Source organism: Bradyrhizobium betae, assembly GCF_008932115.1.
GTDB lineage: Bacteria > Pseudomonadota > Alphaproteobacteria > Rhizobiales > Xanthobacteraceae > Bradyrhizobium > Bradyrhizobium betae.
Genome location: NZ_CP044543.1, coordinates 1,828,560 through 1,847,771 on the forward strand (window position 1 = coordinate 1,828,560; position 19,212 = coordinate 1,847,771).

Genomic DNA, 19,212 nt, shown 5'->3' on the forward strand with positions numbered 1-19,212 from the left:
CGCGCCATGGCACACCATCTTGCGCGCAGCCTGCTCGTGCTGGCCGCGTTCGGCCTCTCCGGCTGCGCCGCCTTCTCACCCGATAGCGGCATGGCTACGGTCTCCGAGCTGACGAGCCAGACCATCAACAAGGACGTCGCCTTCGTGCGAACGCCCGAGGGCGCCGGCGCGGTCGACGCGCGCGTTCGCCAGTTGCTCTCGCGGACATTGAACGCCGAGACGGCCGTCCAGATCGCGCTGCTCAACAACAAGGGGCTGCAAGCCGCCTATAACGAATTAGCGCTCGCCGAGACCGATCTCGTCGAGCAGGGCCTGCCGCCCAATCCCGTCTTCTCAATCTCTCGGATTTCAGGCAATGGCGCCAGCGAGATCGAGCGTCAGGTCGTCGGCGACATCCTGGCGCTGGCGACACTGCCATTCCGATCCGACATCGCCCGCGAACGCTTCCGCCAGGCGCAATTGCGCGCGGCGCTGGCAACGCTGCGGCTCGCCGCCGATGTGCGCCGCGCCTATATTCGCAGTGTTGCCGCCAACGAGATGGTGCTGCTGCTGACGGACGCGAAGGCGACGGCGGAATCGACCGCACAGCTTGCGGTCAAGCTCGGCGAGACCGGCGCGCTCAACAAGCTCGACCAGGCCCGCGAGCAGGTGTTCTACGCCGAGACCACCGCCGACCTCGCAGCCGCGCGGCAGGCCGCGACGAGCGCCCGCGAAAAGCTGGCACGGCTGATGGGATTGTGGGACGACGGCCTCGACTTCCGTCTGCCCAAGCAGTTGCCGCCATTGCCGCACCGGCCGCAGGCGCTGCCGTTGATCGAGGCCGACGCGGTGGCCCACCGGATCGACTTGCAGATCGCGCGGCTGGAGCTGACTGCGCTCGCCAAGTCCTTGAACCTCACCGAGGCCACGCGCTTCGTGACGCTGCTCGATCTTGCCGGCATCTCCCGCAGCACCAGGGATCCCGAAGGCGCACCGTTCCGCGAGCGCGGCTTCGACGTGCAGTTCCAGATTCCGGTCTTCGACGGCGGCGAGGTGCGGGTGCGGCAAGCGGCCGAGACCTACAATCTCGCCTTCAACCGCCTGACCGAGCGCGCCGTCAATGTGCGGTCAGAGGCGCGCGATGCCTATCGCACCTACCGGTCCAGCTATGACATCGCCAGCCACTACCAGCGCGAGATCCTGCCGCTGCGCAAGATCATCACCGAGGAGATGCAGCTCCGCTTCTCCAGCATGCAGGTCGACATCTTCGCGCTGCTCACCGAAGCCCGGCAGCGCCTCGCGTCGCTACGCGGCGCGATCGACGCCAGGCAGAAATTCTTTCTCGCCCAGTCCGATCTGCAAACCGCGGTCAATGGCGGCGGCGTGCCTGCTTCTAGCGGCGACAACTCAACCACTATCGCCGCGGCAGCACCTGCCGACGGCGGTCACTGACATGTAGGCCACGATGTTTTCCCGCCGAGGATTTTTGGGCACCGCAGCGCTTGCCAGCGCGTCCGCCGTCAGCGGCCGCGTGCAGGCCGCTTCGATTCCGGAAGCGCCTGTCATGGACAAGGTGGTGATGCAGCCGCCGCTGCACCCGATCAGCGGGCCCGACTATCGCCCCGTCGTCACGCTGAACGGCTGGTCGCTGCCATTCCGCATGAACGGCGACTGGAAGGAATTCCATCTCGTCGCCGAACCGGTGGTACGCGAGTTCGCCGAGGGCATGAAGGTGAACCTGTGGGGCTATAACGGCCAGTCACCCGGCCCGACCATCGAGGCGGTCGAGGGCGACAAGGTCCGCGTCTTCGTCACCAACAAGCTGCCCGAATACACCACCGTGCACTGGCACGGCATGATCATCCCGAGCGGCATGGACGGCGTCGGCGGACTGACCCAGCCGCACATCCAGCCGGGAAAAACCTTCGTCTACGAGTTCGAGATGAAGAGGAGCGGGACCTTCATGTACCACCCGCATTCCGACGAGATGGTGCAGATGGCGATGGGCATGATGGGCATGGTCGTGGTGCATCCGCGCGATCCCAATTTCCGCCCCGTCGACCGCGACTTCGTGTTCGTGATGAGCACCTACCGCGTCGACCCCGGCACGTACCTGCCGAAGGTCAACGAGATGACCGATTTCAACATGTGGACCTGGAATGCGCGGGTGTTTCCCGGCATCGATCCGCTGCCGGTCAGGCTCGGCGACAAGGTGCGCGTGCGCATCGGCAATCTCAGCATGACAAATCATCCGATTCATCTGCACGGTCACAGCTTTGCGGTGACCTGCACCGATGGCGGCTGGATTCCGGAGAGCGCGCAATATCCGGAGACGACGACCGACGTGCCGGTCGGCGCGGTGCGCGTGTTCGACGTGCTCGCCGACAATCCCGGCGACTGGGCATTTCACTGCCACAAGTCGCATCACACCATGAATGCGATGGGCCACGACATGCGCAATCTGATCGGCGTGTCGCGCAAGGATCTCGCCAAGGCCGTCGGCAAGCTCGCCCCCGATGGCATGGCGATGGGTTCGACTGGCATGTCGATGGGCAACATGGAAATGCCCGCGCCCGACAACACGCTGCCGATGATGAGCGGCACCGGACAGTTCGGCCCGATCGAGATGGGCGGCATGTTCACGGTGATGAAGATCCGCGAGGACCTCGCGCGCGACGATTATCGCGATCCCGGCCCCTATCAATTTCCGCAAGGCACCGTCGCCTACGAGGTCGCGGCGCCCGATGCGGCGCCGGTACGGGAGCCGGGTAAGCCCTCGCACAAAATGAAGATGTGAACGTTTTGATGAACCACGAACTGGAGACCACGATGAAGACGATCAAACTCGCTCTGGCGCTGGCGGCGTTGTCGCTCGCGCCCGCGCTCGCCCATGAGAATCATGCGCACGAAACCTTTTCTGCCGGCGAGCCCGGCAACCCCAAAAAGCCCGCCCGTACCATCGAGATCGTGATGAACGAGATGGACTACACACCGTCGCGGATCGAGGTCAAACGCGGCGAGCAGATCCGCTTCGTGCTGCGCAATGTCGGCAAGGAGGATCATGAATTCCTGCTCGCGACGCCCAAGGAAAATCTGGCGCATGCGGAGGTAATGAAGAAGCATCCGCACATGGAGCACGACGATCCCAACGGGGTCAGGCTCGCACCCAGCAAGACCGCCGAGATCCTCTGGAAATTCACCAAGGCCGGCACCTTCGAATTTTCCTGCCTGATCCCCGACCATCGCGAGTACGGCATGGTCGGCCACGTCACCGTGAAGTAAGCGATGGAGTTTCCCATGATCCGCATCATTCGCCTCGCAGCCGCACTGGCGCTGACGGTGAGCCTTACCGCTGGAGCGGTGGCGGCCGGAGGCGCCGCGATCAGCGGCGAGGTCAGGAAGATCGACGAGAGCGCCGGCAAGATCACGCTCAAGCACGGCCCGGCCAAGAGCCTCGGCATGGAGGAGCCCATGACCATGGTCTACCGCGTCAAGGATCCCGCTCTGCTCAAGCAGGTGAAGGTCGGCGACAAGGTCACCTTCGAGGCCGAGGAGGCGGCTTCGGGGTATACTGTGACCAGGATGGAGAAGGCGAAGTAGGGACGCCCGGTCATTCCGGGGCGCCCGAAGGGCGAGCCCGGAATCCATTTCTCCACCAACTCCGCCGCACGATGGATTCCGGGCTCGCGCTGCGCGCGCCCCGGAATGACGGCCCGGGGGGCCCGAAACACCCCCGGCCTGACCTCCTGCCGCATCCGCCGTTAACCCTTTGCTAACCATACACCCGGCAAGAATTGCCGAGTGAAGTCGAGTGTCGTCAGCCGCGTAGAACGGGAGGTCCCCCGTGGACGCCAGTGCGGTGCCTCACTTTCGGAACGGCGGCCCTTCGGCCGCCGCGCAGACAATTGGGGCGCGCGGACGGCAGTCGCGCGGGGGAGCAGCTACCATGGTCGATGTCACCGCGGGACAAGGCGTAGGCAGCACGAACGCCGGCTTCCCCACCCTTGCCGAGGTCGGGAATATCCTCAAGCGCGGCGATATCGCGCTGGCGCTCGGCGTCCTCACCATCCTGGTGGTGCTGATCCTGCCGCTGCCCGCGATCGTGCTGGATCTGTTCCTGGCGATCTCGATCACGCTCTCGATCCTGATCCTGATGACCTCGCTGTTCATCCAGGCGCCGCTGGAATTCTCCGCCTTCCCGACCGTCCTGCTGATCTCGACCATGCTGCGCCTGTCGCTCAACATGGCCTCGACCCGCCTGATCCTGTCGCACGGGCACGAGGGCACGGATGCCGCCGGTCACGTCATCGAAGCCTTCGGCAGCTTCGTGATGGGCGGCAATTTCGTCATCGGCATCATCGTCTTCGCCATCCTGATCATCGTCAACTTCGTCGTCATCACCAAGGGTTCAGGCCGCATCGCCGAGGTCGCCGCCCGCTTCCACCTCGACGCCATGCCCGGCAAGCAGATGGCGATCGACGCCGACCTCTCCGCCGGCCTGATCGACGAAGCGGTCGCCAAGCAGCGGCGCAAGGACCTGGAGGACGAGAGCGGCTTCTTCGGCGCCATGGACGGTGCCTCGAAGTTCGTCCGCGGCGACGCCATCGCCGGCCTGCTGATCGTCTTCATCAATGTCGTCGGCGGCATGATCATCGGCGTGGCGCAGCAGGGTCTTTCCTTCGCCGACGCCGGTCGCAGCTACACGCTGCTGACCGTCGGTGACGGCCTCGTCACCCAGGTGCCGGCACTGATCGTCTCGACCGCGGCCGGCCTGCTCGTCTCCAAGGCCGGCGTCTCCGGCGCCGCCGACAAGGCGCTGATGAAGCAATTCTCCGGCTATCCGCAGGCGCTGGCGATGTCCGCCGCGGTCATGCTGGTGCTGGCGGCGCTGCCGGGCATTCCGACCCTCCCCTTCCTCGCGCTCGGCAGCGGCGCCGGCGCGCTCGCCTGGCACGCGCGCAACCGCAACCGGGCGACCGCCAGGGCCGTCGAAATTGCGAAGACCGCGCCCGCTGCGGGAATGCCGGGTGCGCCGGGCTCCGCCGCGGCCGAGGAGCCGATCTCCGCGGCGCTCAAGATCGACGACCTCAAGATCGAGCTCGGCTACGCGCTGCTGCCGCTCGTCAACGGCCCCGACGGCACCGATCGTCTCACCGAGCAGATCAAGGCGCTGCGGCGCTCGCTCGCGATCGAGATGGGCTTCGTGATGCCCGCCGTTCGCATCCTCGACAACGTCCAGCTCGAAGCCAACACCTACATCATCAAGATCAAGGAGGTCGACGCCGGCACCGGCAAGATCTGGCCGAGCCAGTTCATGGTCATGGATCCCGGCGGCAGCCAGGTGCAGGTGCCCGGCATCCACACCACCGAGCCCACCTTCGGCCTGCCCGCGACCTGGGTCGACGCCAGTCTGAAGGAGGAGGCCTCGCTCAAGGGCTACACCGTCGTCGACGCCGCGACCGTGCTCTCGACCCATCTGACCGAACTGCTCAAGGCCAACATGTCGGACCTGCTCTCCTATGGCGAGGTCCAGAAGCTGCTCAAGGAGCTGCCGAAGGAGCAGGCCGAGCTGGTCAAGGACATCGTGCCCGGACAGGTCACGGTCTCCGGCATCCAGCGCGTGCTGCAGCTGCTGCTCGCCGAGCGCATCTCGATCCGCGACCTCTCGACCATCCTCGAAGGCATCGCCGACTCGCTCGCCTTCTCGCGCAATCCCGCCACCATGGTCGAGCACGTCCGCGCCCGCCTGGCACGGCAGATTTGTGCGCAGAACACCTCCTACAACGGCTATCTGCCGCTGATCGCGCTATCGGCGCGCTGGGAACAAGCCTTTGCCGAATCCATTATCGGCCAGGGCGAGGAGCGCAGCCTTGCGATGCAGCCCTCGAAGCTGTCGGAGTTCATGACCGGCGTGCGCGAGGCGTTCGAGCGCGCCGCACGGGAAGGCGAGTCGCCGGTGCTGGTGACCTCTGCGGCAATTCGTCCCTTCGTCCGTTCCCTGGTCGAGCGGTTCCGGGCCCAGACGACGGTGCTGTCGCAGGCCGAAATCCATCCGCGGGCGCGGCTCAAAACGGTCGGAAGCATCTGATTTGCCTTAAGAAGCCGTGTGTTTTTCGGCCACAGGCAAATGGTTTTTGAGTTCCTGGCGCCTTGTCGACCAAATGCCGGCAAGGCGCCGTTGACGCACATTACGACTTTGAAATAATTGCAGAATTGCACGAATTTGGATCGCTCCTGATCGCGATCTTTCACGTCCCGTCACGCTCTTGTGATCACCTCTTGGGAACGAATTCCCCCAATATTAGGTTGTTGGGCATCGGAAGTATGAACCTGCCTCAACAAGGCGGCGACTACTTCGGGTAGATGGCGGCAGGAGCCTTCCATGAACCACTCGATTTACAGCGCAGATCGCTCGACCCACCTGAAGATCGTGATCGTCGCGCTCGTTGCCGGCATCACGGTGGCGGGCTTCGGTATCACCGCGCGTACGAGTTCAGACGAAGGCTTGACCCAGACCGCTCGCGTCATGAAGGCCGGCAAGCCCGTGGCCATCACCAGTTCGAACGTTTCGCTGGTTCGCTAAGGAGACATGAGTTTCAGGAATTCACGCGGCTCTTTACCAGCCCCCCAAAGTCGCCACGTGGATATGTAGACGACCCTAACCCCAAGTCGACTACAGAAAGCGCCCGCCCCCCACGGGCGCTTTCTCATGTCTGGGGTACCTTCCTCGAGCTACCGAATTCATCTCTCGTGTCCCGGACGCGCTGCAACGCTCTTGGCGTTGCTGCGCGGAGCCGGAACCCAGCAGGCCACACAACGCGCTGATGGATGGACCCCGGCTCTGCAGCGCATCACACCGGACGATGCTTCGCATCGCCGGGAGCGCTGCGCAGCGTCCGGGGCACGAGACTGCGGTATCGGGCTCATCTGCTTCCGGATCGTCATTGCGAGCGCAGCTAAAATCTTTCCGCCGCGCCAATGCCCATTCCGTCATCCTGAGGTGCGAGTGGCGCGATGCCAAGCATCGCGCCGGGAGCCTCGAAGGATGAGCGGCCGAGATGCAGCCGGGCCGTCGCCCTTCGAGGCTCGCCGAAGAGGCGAGCACCTCAGGATGACGGTGATGGATTGGTGCTCGCGACATGTTCGCCATTTGGTTTTCGATCGCAGACACAGCTCCGCCTTCTCGCGGCGTGTTTCGCCCGAGCTTTGCTTCATCTCGACCCCCTCAAATGAAAGGGCGCAGGGAAGACCGGGTGCCGGCCGGGCACCCGCGGTCCACTGTGCGAAAGGTGGCAACAAGAATCTGCACAGCGGCATACAGGTGAAGCCAAACATCCGGCCTTTCCTGCGCAGTGGCTTTACGGCTTATGTCGCGCTCTCCCCGGGGAGCGATGCACTATTGCCCCCGTCGCCTTGCGGCTGACGATGCGCGCGCCCGGTCGGGCCGCCACATCACCGCAACGCTTGACGCCAGCCTGCGGGCGCCAGAACCACACGATTTTGCCGTACGCAGATCACACCGGTCGTACGTGCGATGTGCCTCGCTCACGGTTTCCCGCCCTGCGATCACCGTCGCACCAGTGTGGCCCACGTCCACCGCCGTCCGGCCCGCGTTCGTGACGATCGCGATACGCCCCTCTTCCTTGGGCCGGAATGCGCGCACTATCCGTCTATTCCGAATTTCTGTAAAGGCGAATATTTTCGTCGACGAGCGTTGACCGACGGTTTGGGTGTTTTGCCCGTCGGGCAACGCAATATCTCGTAGGCCGGCTGCCTCCGCGTTCGTCATTGCGAGCGCAGCGAAGCAATCCAGGCTGCCGCCGCGGCACGATTCTGGATTGCTTCGCTGCGCTCGCAATGGCGGCGAGGCTCAGGCCTCGCGCAGGTCCGACGGCGTCGCGCCGAAGCGCTTGCGGAAGGCGCGGTTGAAATAGGACAGGTCGGAGAAGCCGGAGGAATGCGCGATGTCGCTGATCTTGCGCGCCCGCGCGCGGGGATCGCCGAGCAGTTTTCGCGCCAGGAGAAGGCGCTGCTCGAGCACGAATTCGGTGAAGGTCGTGCCGGCCTGCTCGAACAGGCGCTGAGCCTGGCGCGGGCTGAGCCCCGAACGCGTCGCGACCTCGGACAGGCAGAGATCGTTGCGCCCGAGCGCGGCCATCACGTCGGCGCGCATGAGATCGAGACGGGCCGCCGCGTGTCCGCGCCCGCGCGCGAGGCTGGCATGCTCGGCATCGGTGCCGAGCAGGAGGCCGACGAGATCGACCATGTGCTGCGCGGTCAGGCGCTGGCCGACGGCGTCCAGATGCGGCGCGTGATTGGCGGCGAGCGCATGGTAACGGAAGATGGTCTCGGCGAGCGCCCCGTCGGAGAGCGGCTGCGACAGCTTGTCCTCGGCCCGCGGATTGATGTCGAGCAGCGCGCGGCGCGGCATGCGGATGCTGGTGAAGCGGTCTTCCCCGGTGTGGCCGACGGTGCCGGTGACGCCCATGTCGACGAGCACCATCTGCGCGGGCGCAAGCTCCACGGTATGGCCGTTCTGCGCGACACAGACGAGGCCGGCATGGGCCGCGATCAGGACGAGATCGTCGCTGCCGTCGGCAAGCCCGCCTTGCGTGCGCGAATATTGCGCCGAGGCGCCTTCGGGAATCGCCAGCGCGATGTTGTCGACCACGCTGACCTGAAGCCGGCAATCGATGCTGTCGCCATGGCTCGGCCCGATGTCGAGGCCGCAGGACCCGAAGGCCCGCTCGCGCCAATGTTCGAAGGCCGGACCATTCGGCAGGCCTGCATATTGGTGGACGAAGATGCCCGGCGTCCTTGCTGCTTCCATCTGATTGCTAGCCCCTCTCCGGCACCATGATCGTCGGCACCGACTGCAAATTCCGGGCATTTGACGCAGCGAAATGCAGGGAGGTTCAATTCAGGGGCGGATTCAGCGGGGCTTGTCGAGATGCGACGGCCAGATGGACGGTGGCGACAGCAGTCGCACGCCTGAAGCCCGCATGGAGCAAGCGGATTGCTGGCAGGTCGCTGACGTTTCCGGTGTAGCCGGAGATCGCTCTCAAGCCGCTTCCGCGCCGGTTCGTATGTCAACCACGGGCAGCGCCGACGGGCCGCGACCAGTACGCCAAGCGAACGCTCGACCGCGATTTCATGCGGGGGCGGTCAATCAACCTATTGCGCCGTGAACGGCACCCGTGCCCTGGCCGAGAAACTCCAGACCCGGGTGTTGCCGCCGATGCCGCCGAGTTCGGCGCCGACGCCGACGCCGGCACCACCGGTCGTCATGATGCCGAGGCCTCCGGTGGCGCGGGCCGACCAGCCCTGCAGCAGCGGCGTCGAGGCCAGCCCAGTACCGGCCGCGAGCGTGTTGGCGTCGTCCTTGCTGAAGTAATAGTCACCAAACATGCCGACGAAGGGCGTGAGCAGGAGGCCGCTGTCGAGCCATGCGACGGGATAAGCGGCGCGCATACCACCCGAGGCGCGGCCGCTGGCGAAGTCGTTGGTGGCCTGCAATGTGCCGAGCGAGTCGGTATAGGCGTTCTGGTGCTCCCACAGCGCGTAGACCTTGGCCGAGGGCTCGAGCAACACCCCGGCCCATTTGTAGGTGCCGGTCAGCCCCGTGGAGGCCATCCAGCGCTGGCCCGAGAAGTTGCCCTGGGCGGTCCCCGCCGTGCCGTCGTAGCCGATGCCGGAATAGGCGACGGAGGCGTCGAAGCGCAAGGTCGGCACGATTTTCCAGCCGAGATAGCCGCCGGTGGTCCAGCCGTCACCCTTCAGCCGGCCGTTGATGGCATCCTGGGTGTAGCTGAACGTCTCGTAGCCGCCGAGCACACCGACCAGCAAGCGCGGCGCGACGCGATAGGTCAGACCCATCGTCGCATTGAGCTGTTGGCCATACAGCGAGGCCTGGTTGGCCGTGGTGGTTCCGGCGGTCGTCGAACTGCTCCAGCGGTCGACACCGGTGCCGCGCACGTCGGCCCACAGCAGCCATTCTTTCTGCTCGTGCCATTTGGTCACGGCCTGCTTCTTGTTGCCACGGTCGATGGCGGCGAAGGCATCGTCGACTTGCCCGCGGCCACGGCCGCGCGGTTGTTCGCGGCCGGGCAGCAGCGAGGAATAGCCGTTGCTCTCGCCAGCGCCGGCGCGGGCCGTGTTCGACGAAGGCTCGTCCTCATCGCGCGGATCGGCGGAGAAATTGAAGCGCATACGCGCATTGCCCGGGGTCAGGAAGCTGCCGCCGTCGTTGAAGCCGTCGGCGACGGCATCGTCGATCGCGCCCGAGATCGCCTGGCCGGAATTCTGTGCCACCAGCTTGCTGACGGTCTGCTGCAGTGAACGCAGCCGGACACTGTCGACAGGCACGTTGACGGTTTGCGCGAGGCCGGTCGAGGTGCTCGCGCCGTAGAACGCAGTGCCGGCAAAGCCGGCAGTGACGGTGTGGCTTCCGACCGTCAGCGCCGTGGTCGTGAGCGTCGCCACGCCGGCGGCGAGCGTCGCTGTGCCGATCGGTGAGCCGTTGTCGTTGAAGGTCACCGAGCCGGTCGGCGTGCCACTTGCGCTCGTCACGGTCGCAGTGAATGTCACGGGCTGGCCGAACTGGCTCGGGTTATGCGACGAGGTCAGCGCCACCGTCGTTGCGAGCTGTCCGACGGACAGGTTGAACGTCGCACTGGCCGATGCGGTGTTGGTGTCGGAGACCGTTACCGTGTAGGTCGTCATCGCCGACGACACGGTCGGCGTTCCGCTGACAAGGCCGTTCGCGGTGTTGAAGCTCAGGCCTGTCGGCAAGGCTGGCGAGACAGCGAAGGACAGCGCGCCGGTACCGCCCGAGCCGCTGACGGGCGTGAAGGAGATTACCGCCTGGTTGACGGGCAGTGCACTCGACGGAACGTTGGTGGTCGCGACGACCGCGCCGTTGACCGTCAGGCTGAACGTGTTGGTCGCCGTGGCGCTGTTCGCGTCGGTTACCGTGACGGTGTAGGTGGTGGCGCCGCTGGTCGCAGTCGGAGTTCCCGAGATGTTGCCGGTCGATGCGTTGATGCTGAGGCCCGCCGGCAGCGTCGGTGCGATGGCATAAGTGAGCGGCGCAGTGCCGCCGCTGCCGGTCACCGGCGTGAACGCGGTGACCGTCTGGTTGGCGGTGAGAACCTTGGAGGCCACGGCCTGCGTGGCAGTCACGCCGCTGTTGACGGACAGGCTGAACGTGTTGCTGGCGCTGGCGCTGTTGGCGTCGGTCACCGTGACGGTGTGGGTGGTCGCGCCGCTGGTCGCGGTCGGCGTTCCCGTGATCGCGCCTGTCGACGTGTTGAAGCTGAGGCCCGTCGGCAGCGCCGGGGCAATGCCGTAGGTCAAGGGAGACGTTCCGCCGGCGCCCGTGACCGGCGTGAACGATGCGGCAGCCGTGTTCACGGTCAGGCCCTTCGCGGCAATGGCCTGTGTCGCGGAGACCGCATTGCTGACCGCGAGGCTGAAGGTGTTGGTCGCGCTGGCGCTGTTCGCATCCGAGACGGTGACGGTGTAGGTCGCGGCCGAGCCGATCACCGTCGCGGTGCCGGTGATGGCGCCGGTCGCAGTGTTGAAGCTCAAGCCGGCGGGCAGGGTGGGCGCGATGCCATAGGTGAGCGGCGACGTGCCGCCGCCGCCGGTCACCGGGGTGAAGGAGGTCGCGGCGACGTTGACGGTCAAGGACTTCGTGGGGATCGACTGCGTGGCGCTGACGGCGCCGTTGACGGTCAGGCTAAACATGTTCGTCGCCGTTCCGTTGTTGGAATCGGTGACGGTCACGGTGTAGGTCGCCGTCGCCGCGCTCGACGATGGCGTGCCCGAGATGGCACCTGTGGAGGCGTTGATGCTCAGCCCGGCCGGCAGGCCGGGCGAGATCGTGTACCCCAAAGGCGCCGTGCCGCCGCCGCCCGTCACCGGAGTGAAGGCGGTGATCGCCTGGTTGGCGGTGAACGTCCCCGAGGCGATGGCCTGCGTTGCGGTCACGGCGCTGTTGACCGTCAGGCTGAAGGTATTGCTGGCTGTGGCGCTGTTGGCGTCGGTGACGGTCACCGTGTAGGTGGTCGCGCCGCTCGTCACGGTCGGCGTCCCCGTGATCGCACCGGTCGAGGTGTTGAGGGTCAGACCCGCCGGCAAGGTGGGAGCGATGGCGTAGGAGAGCGGCGGCGTGCCGGCCGATCCGGTGACCGGCGTGAACGACGTCGCTGCTGTATTCTGTGTCAGCGCCTTCGAGGCGATGGCCTGCGTGGCGCTCACCGGACCGTTGACGGTCAACTGGAAGGTGTTGCTGGCGGTGCCGCTGTTGGAATCGGTCACCGTTACCGTGTAGGTGGTCGTGCTGCTGGTCACGGTCGGCGTGCCGCTGACCTGGCCGTTGCTGGTGTTGAAGCTGAGGCCGGTCGGCAGGGTCGGCGAGATCGCATAGGACCGGGGCGTCGTGCCGCCACCGCCTGTGACCGGTGTGAATGTTGTGATGGCCGTGTTCACGGTGACGGTGGCCGAGCTCACCGACTGCGTCGCGGTGACGGCGGTGTTCACCGTCAGGCTGAACGTATTGCTGGCGGTGGCACTGTTGGCATCGGTGACGGTGACCGTGTAGGTGGTCGCGCCGCTGCTCACGGTCGGCGTGCCCGTGATCGCGCCGGTGCCGGTGTTGAGCGAAAGGCCGGTCGGTAGCGCGGGTGAGACGCTATAGGTGAGCGATGGTGTGCCGTTGCCTCCAGTGACCGGTGTGAACGATGTCGCGGCCGCATTCTGCGTCAGCGTCTTCGAGGCGACCGCCTGGGTCGCTGTTACGGCCGAACTGACGGCGAGGCTGAACGTGTTCGAGGCAGTCGCACTGTTCGCGTCCGTTACGGTGACCGTGTAGGTGGTCGCGCCGCTCGTGGCGGTCGGCGTGCCGGTGATCGCGCCGGTCGACGTATTGAGCGAGAGGCCGGAGGGCAAAGAGGGCGATACGCTATAGGTATAGGACGGCGTGCCGCCGCCACCGGTGACCGGCGTGAAGTTGGCCGATGGCTGATTCTGGGTCAGCGTCTTGGAGGCGACCGCCTGCGTCGCCGTCACGGCGCCGTTGACCGTGAGGCTGAACGTGTTGCTGGCGGTGGCGCTGTTGGCATCGGTCACCGTGACCGTATAGGTGGTCGCAGCGCTGGTGGCGGTCGGCGTGCCGGTGATCGCGCCTGTCGACGTATTGAAGGAGAGTCCGGTCGGCAAGGGCGGCGCGATGGCGTAGCTGAGCGGTGCGGTGCCACCTGAACCGGTGACCGGCGTGAAGGAGGTCGCCGCAGTGTTGACGGTCAGCGCCTTCGCCGCGATGGCCTGGGTCGCGGTCGGGCCGGGCAGGTTGATGGTGAGGACAAAGGGAGTGGTGGCAGACCCGGCGCCGGAGCAGGCCGCGAGACGGTCGCTACAATCAGACGCATAATACAGCGTGATCGTTTCCTGGCCGCTGCCGCTCAGGCTGTTGAGCGTGATGTTGATCTGGGCGTTGCCCGTGTTGGCATTCTGACCGTTGTCGTTTGCGCTGCTCGGAACCATCGTGTAGCTGGCCTTGGCAGTCGTCGGATTATAGTTGGTAAAGCCGGACGCGCTGGTGCCCGCAATCGGGAAGTTGACCGCCGCATTCGTGCCGGACACGGAGTAGAGGCCGTAGACGGCCGCGTCGTCTCCCGTGTTGGCAGTGGACACGACGGTGAGACATAAACGGTAGACCTGGCTCACCGACGTAAAGGTGATCGTGGCTCCGCTGGTGGAGTTGATGGTCTGATCGCAGACTGCCTGGGCCGAGGAGATCGCGGCTCCCATGGCAGCAAGCGTCACGAAGGCCGTGGCAACCAGGGTCCTACAACGGCGTGCGCACATGCGCATACGCGCCTGCCGAAACGACGCGTTCAACGCGCAAATGACGAGAGAGAAAAGCTGCACCGTGCCCCCGCACTACCCCGCGATCTCGCTCGACGCGAGACCGTCGTCGCAATTCCTTCGAAGCGAAAACGAATCCCAAAAACTTACCTGCGAGTATGCTTTGTTTGCAGCGCATGCAAGCGCGCAACGCGTGTAGCCTCGCATGCGCGCAACGCGTGGAACATCTGCACGGTAAAGCCCTTGTGGAGGTCAGTTGTGCCCCAGCAACACTGCGACGATTTCGCGCATCGATATGATCGATCGCCGACGGGGCTCCTCATTGCATGGAGCAAAGCGGAATGCGGACGGGTTCACGAATTGCGCCGCGCTCCATCAGGGCTACGACAGCATAACGTCTTGCCGAAACCTGTTACCTCGGCTGCACTGGCGGTACGGTCTCGATCAGCTTGCCGGTAAACACCGGCGCCGAGGTCGGCTGGCCGTTGGGCGAGCCGCCGGCCTGTTCGACGGTGACGGCGTAGGTTGCGCCGTTGACGACGTCGGCATCGTAGGAGCCGAGCACCGGACGCGCGGTGAAATCGCCCGACCCGATCACGCCGAGCGAACGCGGACGCGGCAGCTTGTCGGAGATCAGCCAGAGCTCGAAGCTCTTGCCGGGCTCCGGGGTCGCGCCGACCTTGCGCACGGTAAAATTCCTGGTCGCTCCGTCGATGGTGAGGATGAAGGCGGGGCCGCCGCCCTGGCCCTGCAACAGCGCGACATATTGCGACGACGCCGTGAGCGGCGCCGGCGTCTTCACCTCGACCCTCTGGATGCGCGGTGCAGGCCGCAAGCCGCCCGGCAGCGCGTCGGGCTGGAAGATCTGAAGCGACAGCGTCACCAGCAGCGCCGCCGCGAGCGCACCGACGGCGGATGCGATGGTGCGCCAGCGCTTCACCCGGCTCTCGAGATGGATCAAATTGGTGTTGTCGGCGACCGGCGCCTGCGGCGCGCGCACGACTTCCGGATCAGGCGCGTGGACCTGCGGCATGAATATCGGCGTGACGTCGGAGAGCGCATCGGACGCCGGTCTCGCCGTCTGATCGTGTTCGGGAGGCTGCGCTTCAGGAGGCTGCGGCTCCGGTTGCCGCGTGACGTCAGATGGCAATTCCGGCGGCGCAGCTTCGGGCGCGGAAAACTCCGGCACAGGTGGCGGCAGTGGCGACGATGGCGACGACTCTTGCAGCGCAGGCGGCTCCTGTGCGAAGGCCGTGCGCGCTAGCTCGGACCTGATGTTCTCCCACACGACGGGACGCGGCTCGATCGAGCCGACCATCTGGTTGAGGACGCCGAGCCGGTAGGCCCACCCCTGCACGATGTCGGCGAACGCGGTGTCCACCGCCATCATGGTCTCGACCTGCGCGCGCTCGTCGGCGTCGAGCGTACCGAGCGTATATTCCGCGGCGAGCGCGATATGGTCCTCCGTGTAGGCCATCACTTGCGGTCCCGCACCACCCTCACAATGAAACCCTCATAGCCCGAGGCATTCGCGAATATCCAACATGCTGCGCCGGAGCCACGTCTTCACCGTGTTGACGGGCGCCGAAAACTTCTCCGCCAATTGCTCGCGGCTCCAGCCGTTGTAATAGGCGAGAAGCACCAGCCTCTGACGGTCCGGCTCGAGCCGGCCGATGCATTCCAGCAACCGCTTCAACTCCTCGGTCATCTCTCTCCGCGCCAGCGGATCGGGGCTGTCGCTTGCCACCTCCATCGCCTGCGGCTCTTCCTCGATGGAGACTTCCGTCTTCTTGCGAACGATGTCGATGGCGCGGTTGCGCGCGATCGACGCCATCCACGTGATCGGCGACGACAAAGCCGGATTGAACTGGCCGGCGCTGTTCCAGATCTTGACGTAGGTCTCCTGAATGACCTCCTCCGAGAGATCCTGCCGGCGCAAGATACGGAGCACGACGCCATAGAGTTTCGCGCGCGTGGCGACGTAAAGGCGCTCGAACGCGGCCTGATCGCCCTTCGCTACCTGCTCTATCAGCCCGACCAGCTCTGCTGGCGTCAGCATTCAGCCCCCAATGCCCCGTCGCCTCTTTCTCCCTCTCCCCGCAAGCGGGGCGAGGTGAACCATCCGCCACCATAGCGCGCGGCAAAGCCCGTCACCAAGGGGCCGGGCGCCACGCTGTGGATAGCAGATGCGAAAACCCGGACCTTGCGGGTCCGGGTTTTGCAGATTGTTGCAGGTTCGGGCGGCGAGCGCCTCAGGCTACGGCGCCGATCCGGGCGCGCATCAGGCCGATGCTGTCGAGGTCGGCCTGCTCGCGGGCGTTTTCCTCGGCGCGTTCGCGGGCCTGGTCGCGCTCGTCGAGAAGTTCGACCTTCTTCAATTCCTCGAAGGCCTCGGCCAGCGCGGCCTTGGCTTCATCGAGCTGGCCCTTCAGCTCGTCGGCCGAGCGGGTCAGGTTCTCGCGGCGCTGGATCGCGGCCTTGGCATAGGTCGGATAGGCGAAATGCGAGGGATCGTTGATCCCGGCCCGTTCCTGCTCGGTCGTGATCTCGCGTTCAAGATCGGTCGACATCCGCTGGAAGTCCGCGATCATGGTCTCGATCTGGGTGACCCGGCGGCGCTTCTCGTCGACCTGAAATTTCTTCAGGCGGATGAGGGTATCACGTGACTTCATCGACTCATACTCCCCAGAAGTCCCTTGGCTGCAAGACAGACGTACATTGGGACGTCACCGGTCTCCCCACAGGCCCCGATAGGGCCAAGACCGGCTCTGCTACTCCGGGGATGATGACCTGACAAAGTTAGCGTTCCGTTTCCAAATTGCCCAGGATTTGCGCCAATTGCCGGTAGCCGTCCGCAAGCGAGGCATTTTCGTCCTTGCGCTGGCGCAGGAAGGCCTCGAGCGGTTCATGCAGGCGAATCGCCTCGTCGACCTCCGCGCTGGAGCCGGCGCGGTAGGCCCCGAGCCGGATCAATTCCTCCATGTCGGCATAGGTCGCCATCACCTTGCGGGCCCGCTGGATGACCGGCCAGAACTGCGGATCGGCCGATTTCGGCATGGTGCGGGAGACGGATTTGAGGATGTTGATGGCGGGGTAGCGGCCGCGCTCGGCGATCGAGCGCTGCATCACGATGTGGCCGTCGAGGATGCCGCGGACCGCGTCCGCGATCGGCTCGTTGTGATCGTCGCCGTCGACCAGCACGGTGAAGATCGCGGTGATCGCGCCCTCCCCCAGACCCGGCCCGGCACGCTCCAGCAGCTTCGGCAGTTCGGTGAAGACGGTCGGCGTATAGCCCTTGGCCGTCGGCGGCTCGCCGGCGGACAGGCCGATCTCGCGCTGGGCCATGGCAAAGCGCGTCACCGAGTCCATCAGGCAGAGGACGTCCTTCTCCTCGTCGCGGAAATACTCGGCGATCGCGAGCGTGAGATATGCGGCCTGGCGGCGCATCAGTGCCGGCTCGTCCGAGGTCGCGACGACGACGACGGAGCGCGCCAGGCCCTCCTCGCCGAGGTCGTCCTGCAGGAACTCCTGCACCTCGCGACCGCGTTCGCCGATCAGCCCGATGACGCTGACCGCGGCATCGACGTTGCGCGCCAGCATCGACAGCAGCACCGATTTGCCGACGCCGGAGCCTGCGAAGATGCCCATGCGCTGGCCGCGGCAGCAGGTGAGAAAGGTGTTCATCGCACGCACGCCGAGATCGAGCGGCGCGCCGACGCGCTTGCGCGAATGCGCCGGCGGCGGAGAATTGCGGTACGGCATCGGCGCCGGGCCCTGCGGCAACGGCCCCTTGCCGTCGATCGGCTCGCCCAGCGCGTTGACGACGCGGCCGAGCCAGGCCGCGCAGGGCCGAACCTGATTGGCGGCGTTGGCGATCACCGCCTTGCAGCCGCGGCGCACGCCGTCGAGGCCGGCGAACGGCATCACGACCGCGTTGTTGCCGGAGAAGCCGATCACCTCACAGGGAATATCGCGTCCGGCGCCGGTCTCGATCACCAGCCGCGCACCGACCGACATCGCGTGGATCGGGCCGGCCACCTCGACCATCAAGCCGCGAACGCCGACGACGCGGCCGTAGATATTGACGCCGTCGATATCGCCGATCTGTTCGGCAAGAGCCTTCATCGGATCGCCTTCATGAGAGGGCCTTCATTAAGGTCCGCGCCTTCATCCCAAGGGGCTTTGGGGCGAAAACCTTAAGTTTCGCCATATTTCTGAACGGCGCTTAACTTCGTGTTTACCCGCATCATTAATCATTGCGTCACTGTCTTTGTGACTGAGCGTGGCTCCCCTTCAGAAGAAGGCTGAGTCGCGGGAGTCGGTTAGGCCCGTCTCTTAAAGTGGAACTTGAACGGAACCGGGTAACGAAAGCTGCTTCGCGCGCAAGACCTTAGGGCGATTCGATAAAAATTGCACCGGGGGGACTTGCGTTCCAGAATCAGGATTTGTTAACCATCTGTTGTCAGGATCCGAATCAGTTGTTCAAAGGCGTTTTGTGAGTGCCGCGAATGCGGCCGACCTGACGCCCAGGAGCGGCGACTATGGGGAACTGGCATGCGCGTTTTGCTGATTGAAGATGACAGCGCCGTCGCGCAGTCGATCGAGCTGATGTTGAAGTCTGAGAGCTTCAACGTCTACACGACCGATTTGGGGGAAGAAGGCGTCGATCTCGGTAAGTTATACGATTACGACATTATCCTTCTCGACCTCAATCTGCCCGACATGTCCGGCTACGACGTGCTCAAGCAGCTTCGGGTCTCCAAGATCAAGACACCGATTCTGATCCTCTCCGGCCTCGCCGGCATCGAGGACAAGGTCAAGGGTCTCGGCGTCGGCGCCGACGACTACATGACCAAGCCCTTCCACAAGGACGAGCTGGTTGCCCGCATCCACGCGATCGTGCGCCGTTCCAAGGGTCACGCCCAGTCGGTCATCCAGACCGGCGACCTCGTCGTCAACCTCGACACCAAGACGGTCGAAGTCGGCGGCCAGCGCGTGCATCTGACCGGCAAGGAATACCAGATGCTGGAGCTGCTCTCGCTCCGCAAGGGCACGACCCTCACCAAGGAAATGTTCCTCAACCACCTCTATGGCGGCATGGACGAGCCCGAGCTGAAGATCATCGACGTCTTCATCTGCAAGCTGCGCAAGAAGCTCGCCAACGCCTCCGAAGGCCGCAACTTCATCGAGACCGTGTGGGGCCGCGGCTACGTGCTGCGCGAGCCGCACGAGCAGGAAGAGCGCATTCCCGCCTGATCCTGGGTTTACCGGCGAGCCCCCGGGGCTCGCTCCTCCCAGCCTGGACCCCGCCGCAAATGGCGGGGTTTTGTTTTTTGGGGACGCCAACGCGGCCTCGTCGTCCTC

General features: G+C 65.3%; 13 protein-coding genes. 7 read left to right on the forward strand and 6 right to left on the reverse strand.

The genetic code is table 11. The features are described 5' to 3' along the window. The first annotated feature begins 6 nt into the window (after positions 1–6). From F8237_RS08715 to F8237_RS08740, 6 genes are all read left to right on the forward strand, one after another. On the forward strand, positions 7–1,431 hold the full coding sequence (locus F8237_RS08715) for a TolC family protein (RefSeq protein WP_151643759.1): 1,425 nt from the start codon (positions 7–9) through the stop codon (positions 1,429–1,431). Positions 1,432–1,444: 13 nt separating this feature from the next. Next, positions 1,445–2,776 (forward strand): copper oxidase, encoded by a 1,332-nt coding sequence (locus F8237_RS08720; RefSeq protein WP_151643761.1) that lies wholly within the window; start codon positions 1,445–1,447, stop codon positions 2,774–2,776. Positions 2,777–2,808: 32 nt separating this feature from the next. Continuing rightward, a complete protein-coding gene (locus F8237_RS08725; protein ID WP_162005948.1) occupies positions 2,809–3,261 on the forward strand; it encodes a cupredoxin domain-containing protein in 453 nt (150 codons plus the stop codon). A gap of 15 nt (positions 3,262–3,276) precedes the next feature. Then, positions 3,277–3,579 carry a copper-binding protein gene (locus tag F8237_RS08730; RefSeq protein ID WP_151643765.1) on the forward strand — a complete coding sequence of 101 codons (303 nt, stop codon included), beginning with the start codon at positions 3,277–3,279 and terminating at the stop codon, positions 3,577–3,579. Positions 3,580–3,925: 346 nt separating this feature from the next. Beyond that, a complete protein-coding gene (gene flhA, locus F8237_RS08735) occupies positions 3,926–6,067 on the forward strand; it encodes a flagellar biosynthesis protein FlhA (protein ID WP_162005949.1) in 2,142 nt (713 codons plus the stop codon). 294 nt (positions 6,068–6,361) lie between these two features. Then, a complete protein-coding gene (locus F8237_RS08740; RefSeq protein WP_151643769.1) occupies positions 6,362–6,562 on the forward strand; it encodes a hypothetical protein in 201 nt (66 codons plus the stop codon). 1,287 nt (positions 6,563–7,849) lie between these two features. Here the strand turns inward: F8237_RS08740 and F8237_RS08750 are convergent. From F8237_RS08750 to fliI, 6 genes are all read right to left on the reverse strand, one after another. Then, positions 7,850–8,809, reverse strand: a complete 960-nt coding sequence (locus F8237_RS08750) for a helix-turn-helix transcriptional regulator (protein WP_151643771.1) — start codon at positions 8,807–8,809, stop codon at positions 7,850–7,852. A gap of 344 nt (positions 8,810–9,153) precedes the next feature. Next, positions 9,154–13,848 carry a putative Ig domain-containing protein gene (locus tag F8237_RS08755; RefSeq protein ID WP_244626101.1) on the reverse strand — a complete coding sequence of 1,565 codons (4,695 nt, stop codon included), beginning with the start codon at positions 13,846–13,848 and terminating at the stop codon, positions 9,154–9,156. 412 nt (positions 13,849–14,260) lie between these two features. Next, a complete protein-coding gene (locus F8237_RS08760) occupies positions 14,261–15,325 on the reverse strand; it encodes an anti-sigma factor (RefSeq protein WP_151643773.1) in 1,065 nt (354 codons plus the stop codon). A gap of 36 nt (positions 15,326–15,361) precedes the next feature. After that, complete coding sequence (locus F8237_RS08765) at positions 15,362–15,907, reverse strand: sigma-70 family RNA polymerase sigma factor (protein WP_151643775.1); 546 nt, start codon at positions 15,905–15,907, stop codon at positions 15,362–15,364. Between the two features lie 193 nt (positions 15,908–16,100). Continuing rightward, positions 16,101–16,520, reverse strand: a complete 420-nt coding sequence (gene fliJ, locus F8237_RS08770; RefSeq protein WP_008138882.1) for a flagellar export protein FliJ — start codon at positions 16,518–16,520, stop codon at positions 16,101–16,103. A 127-nt stretch (positions 16,521–16,647) separates the two neighbouring features. After that, positions 16,648–17,973, reverse strand: coding sequence for a flagellar protein export ATPase FliI (gene fliI / locus F8237_RS08775; RefSeq protein WP_151643777.1), 1,326 nt, complete (start codon positions 17,971–17,973; stop codon positions 16,648–16,650). 429 nt (positions 17,974–18,402) lie between these two features. On the opposite strand from fliI, the gene ctrA reads away from it, so the two are divergent. Beyond that, positions 18,403–19,104: a response regulator transcription factor CtrA gene (gene ctrA, locus F8237_RS08780; protein ID WP_015688285.1), complete on the forward strand. Its 702-nt coding sequence runs from the start codon at positions 18,403–18,405 to the stop codon at positions 19,102–19,104. Positions 19,105–19,212 lie beyond the last annotated feature (108 nt).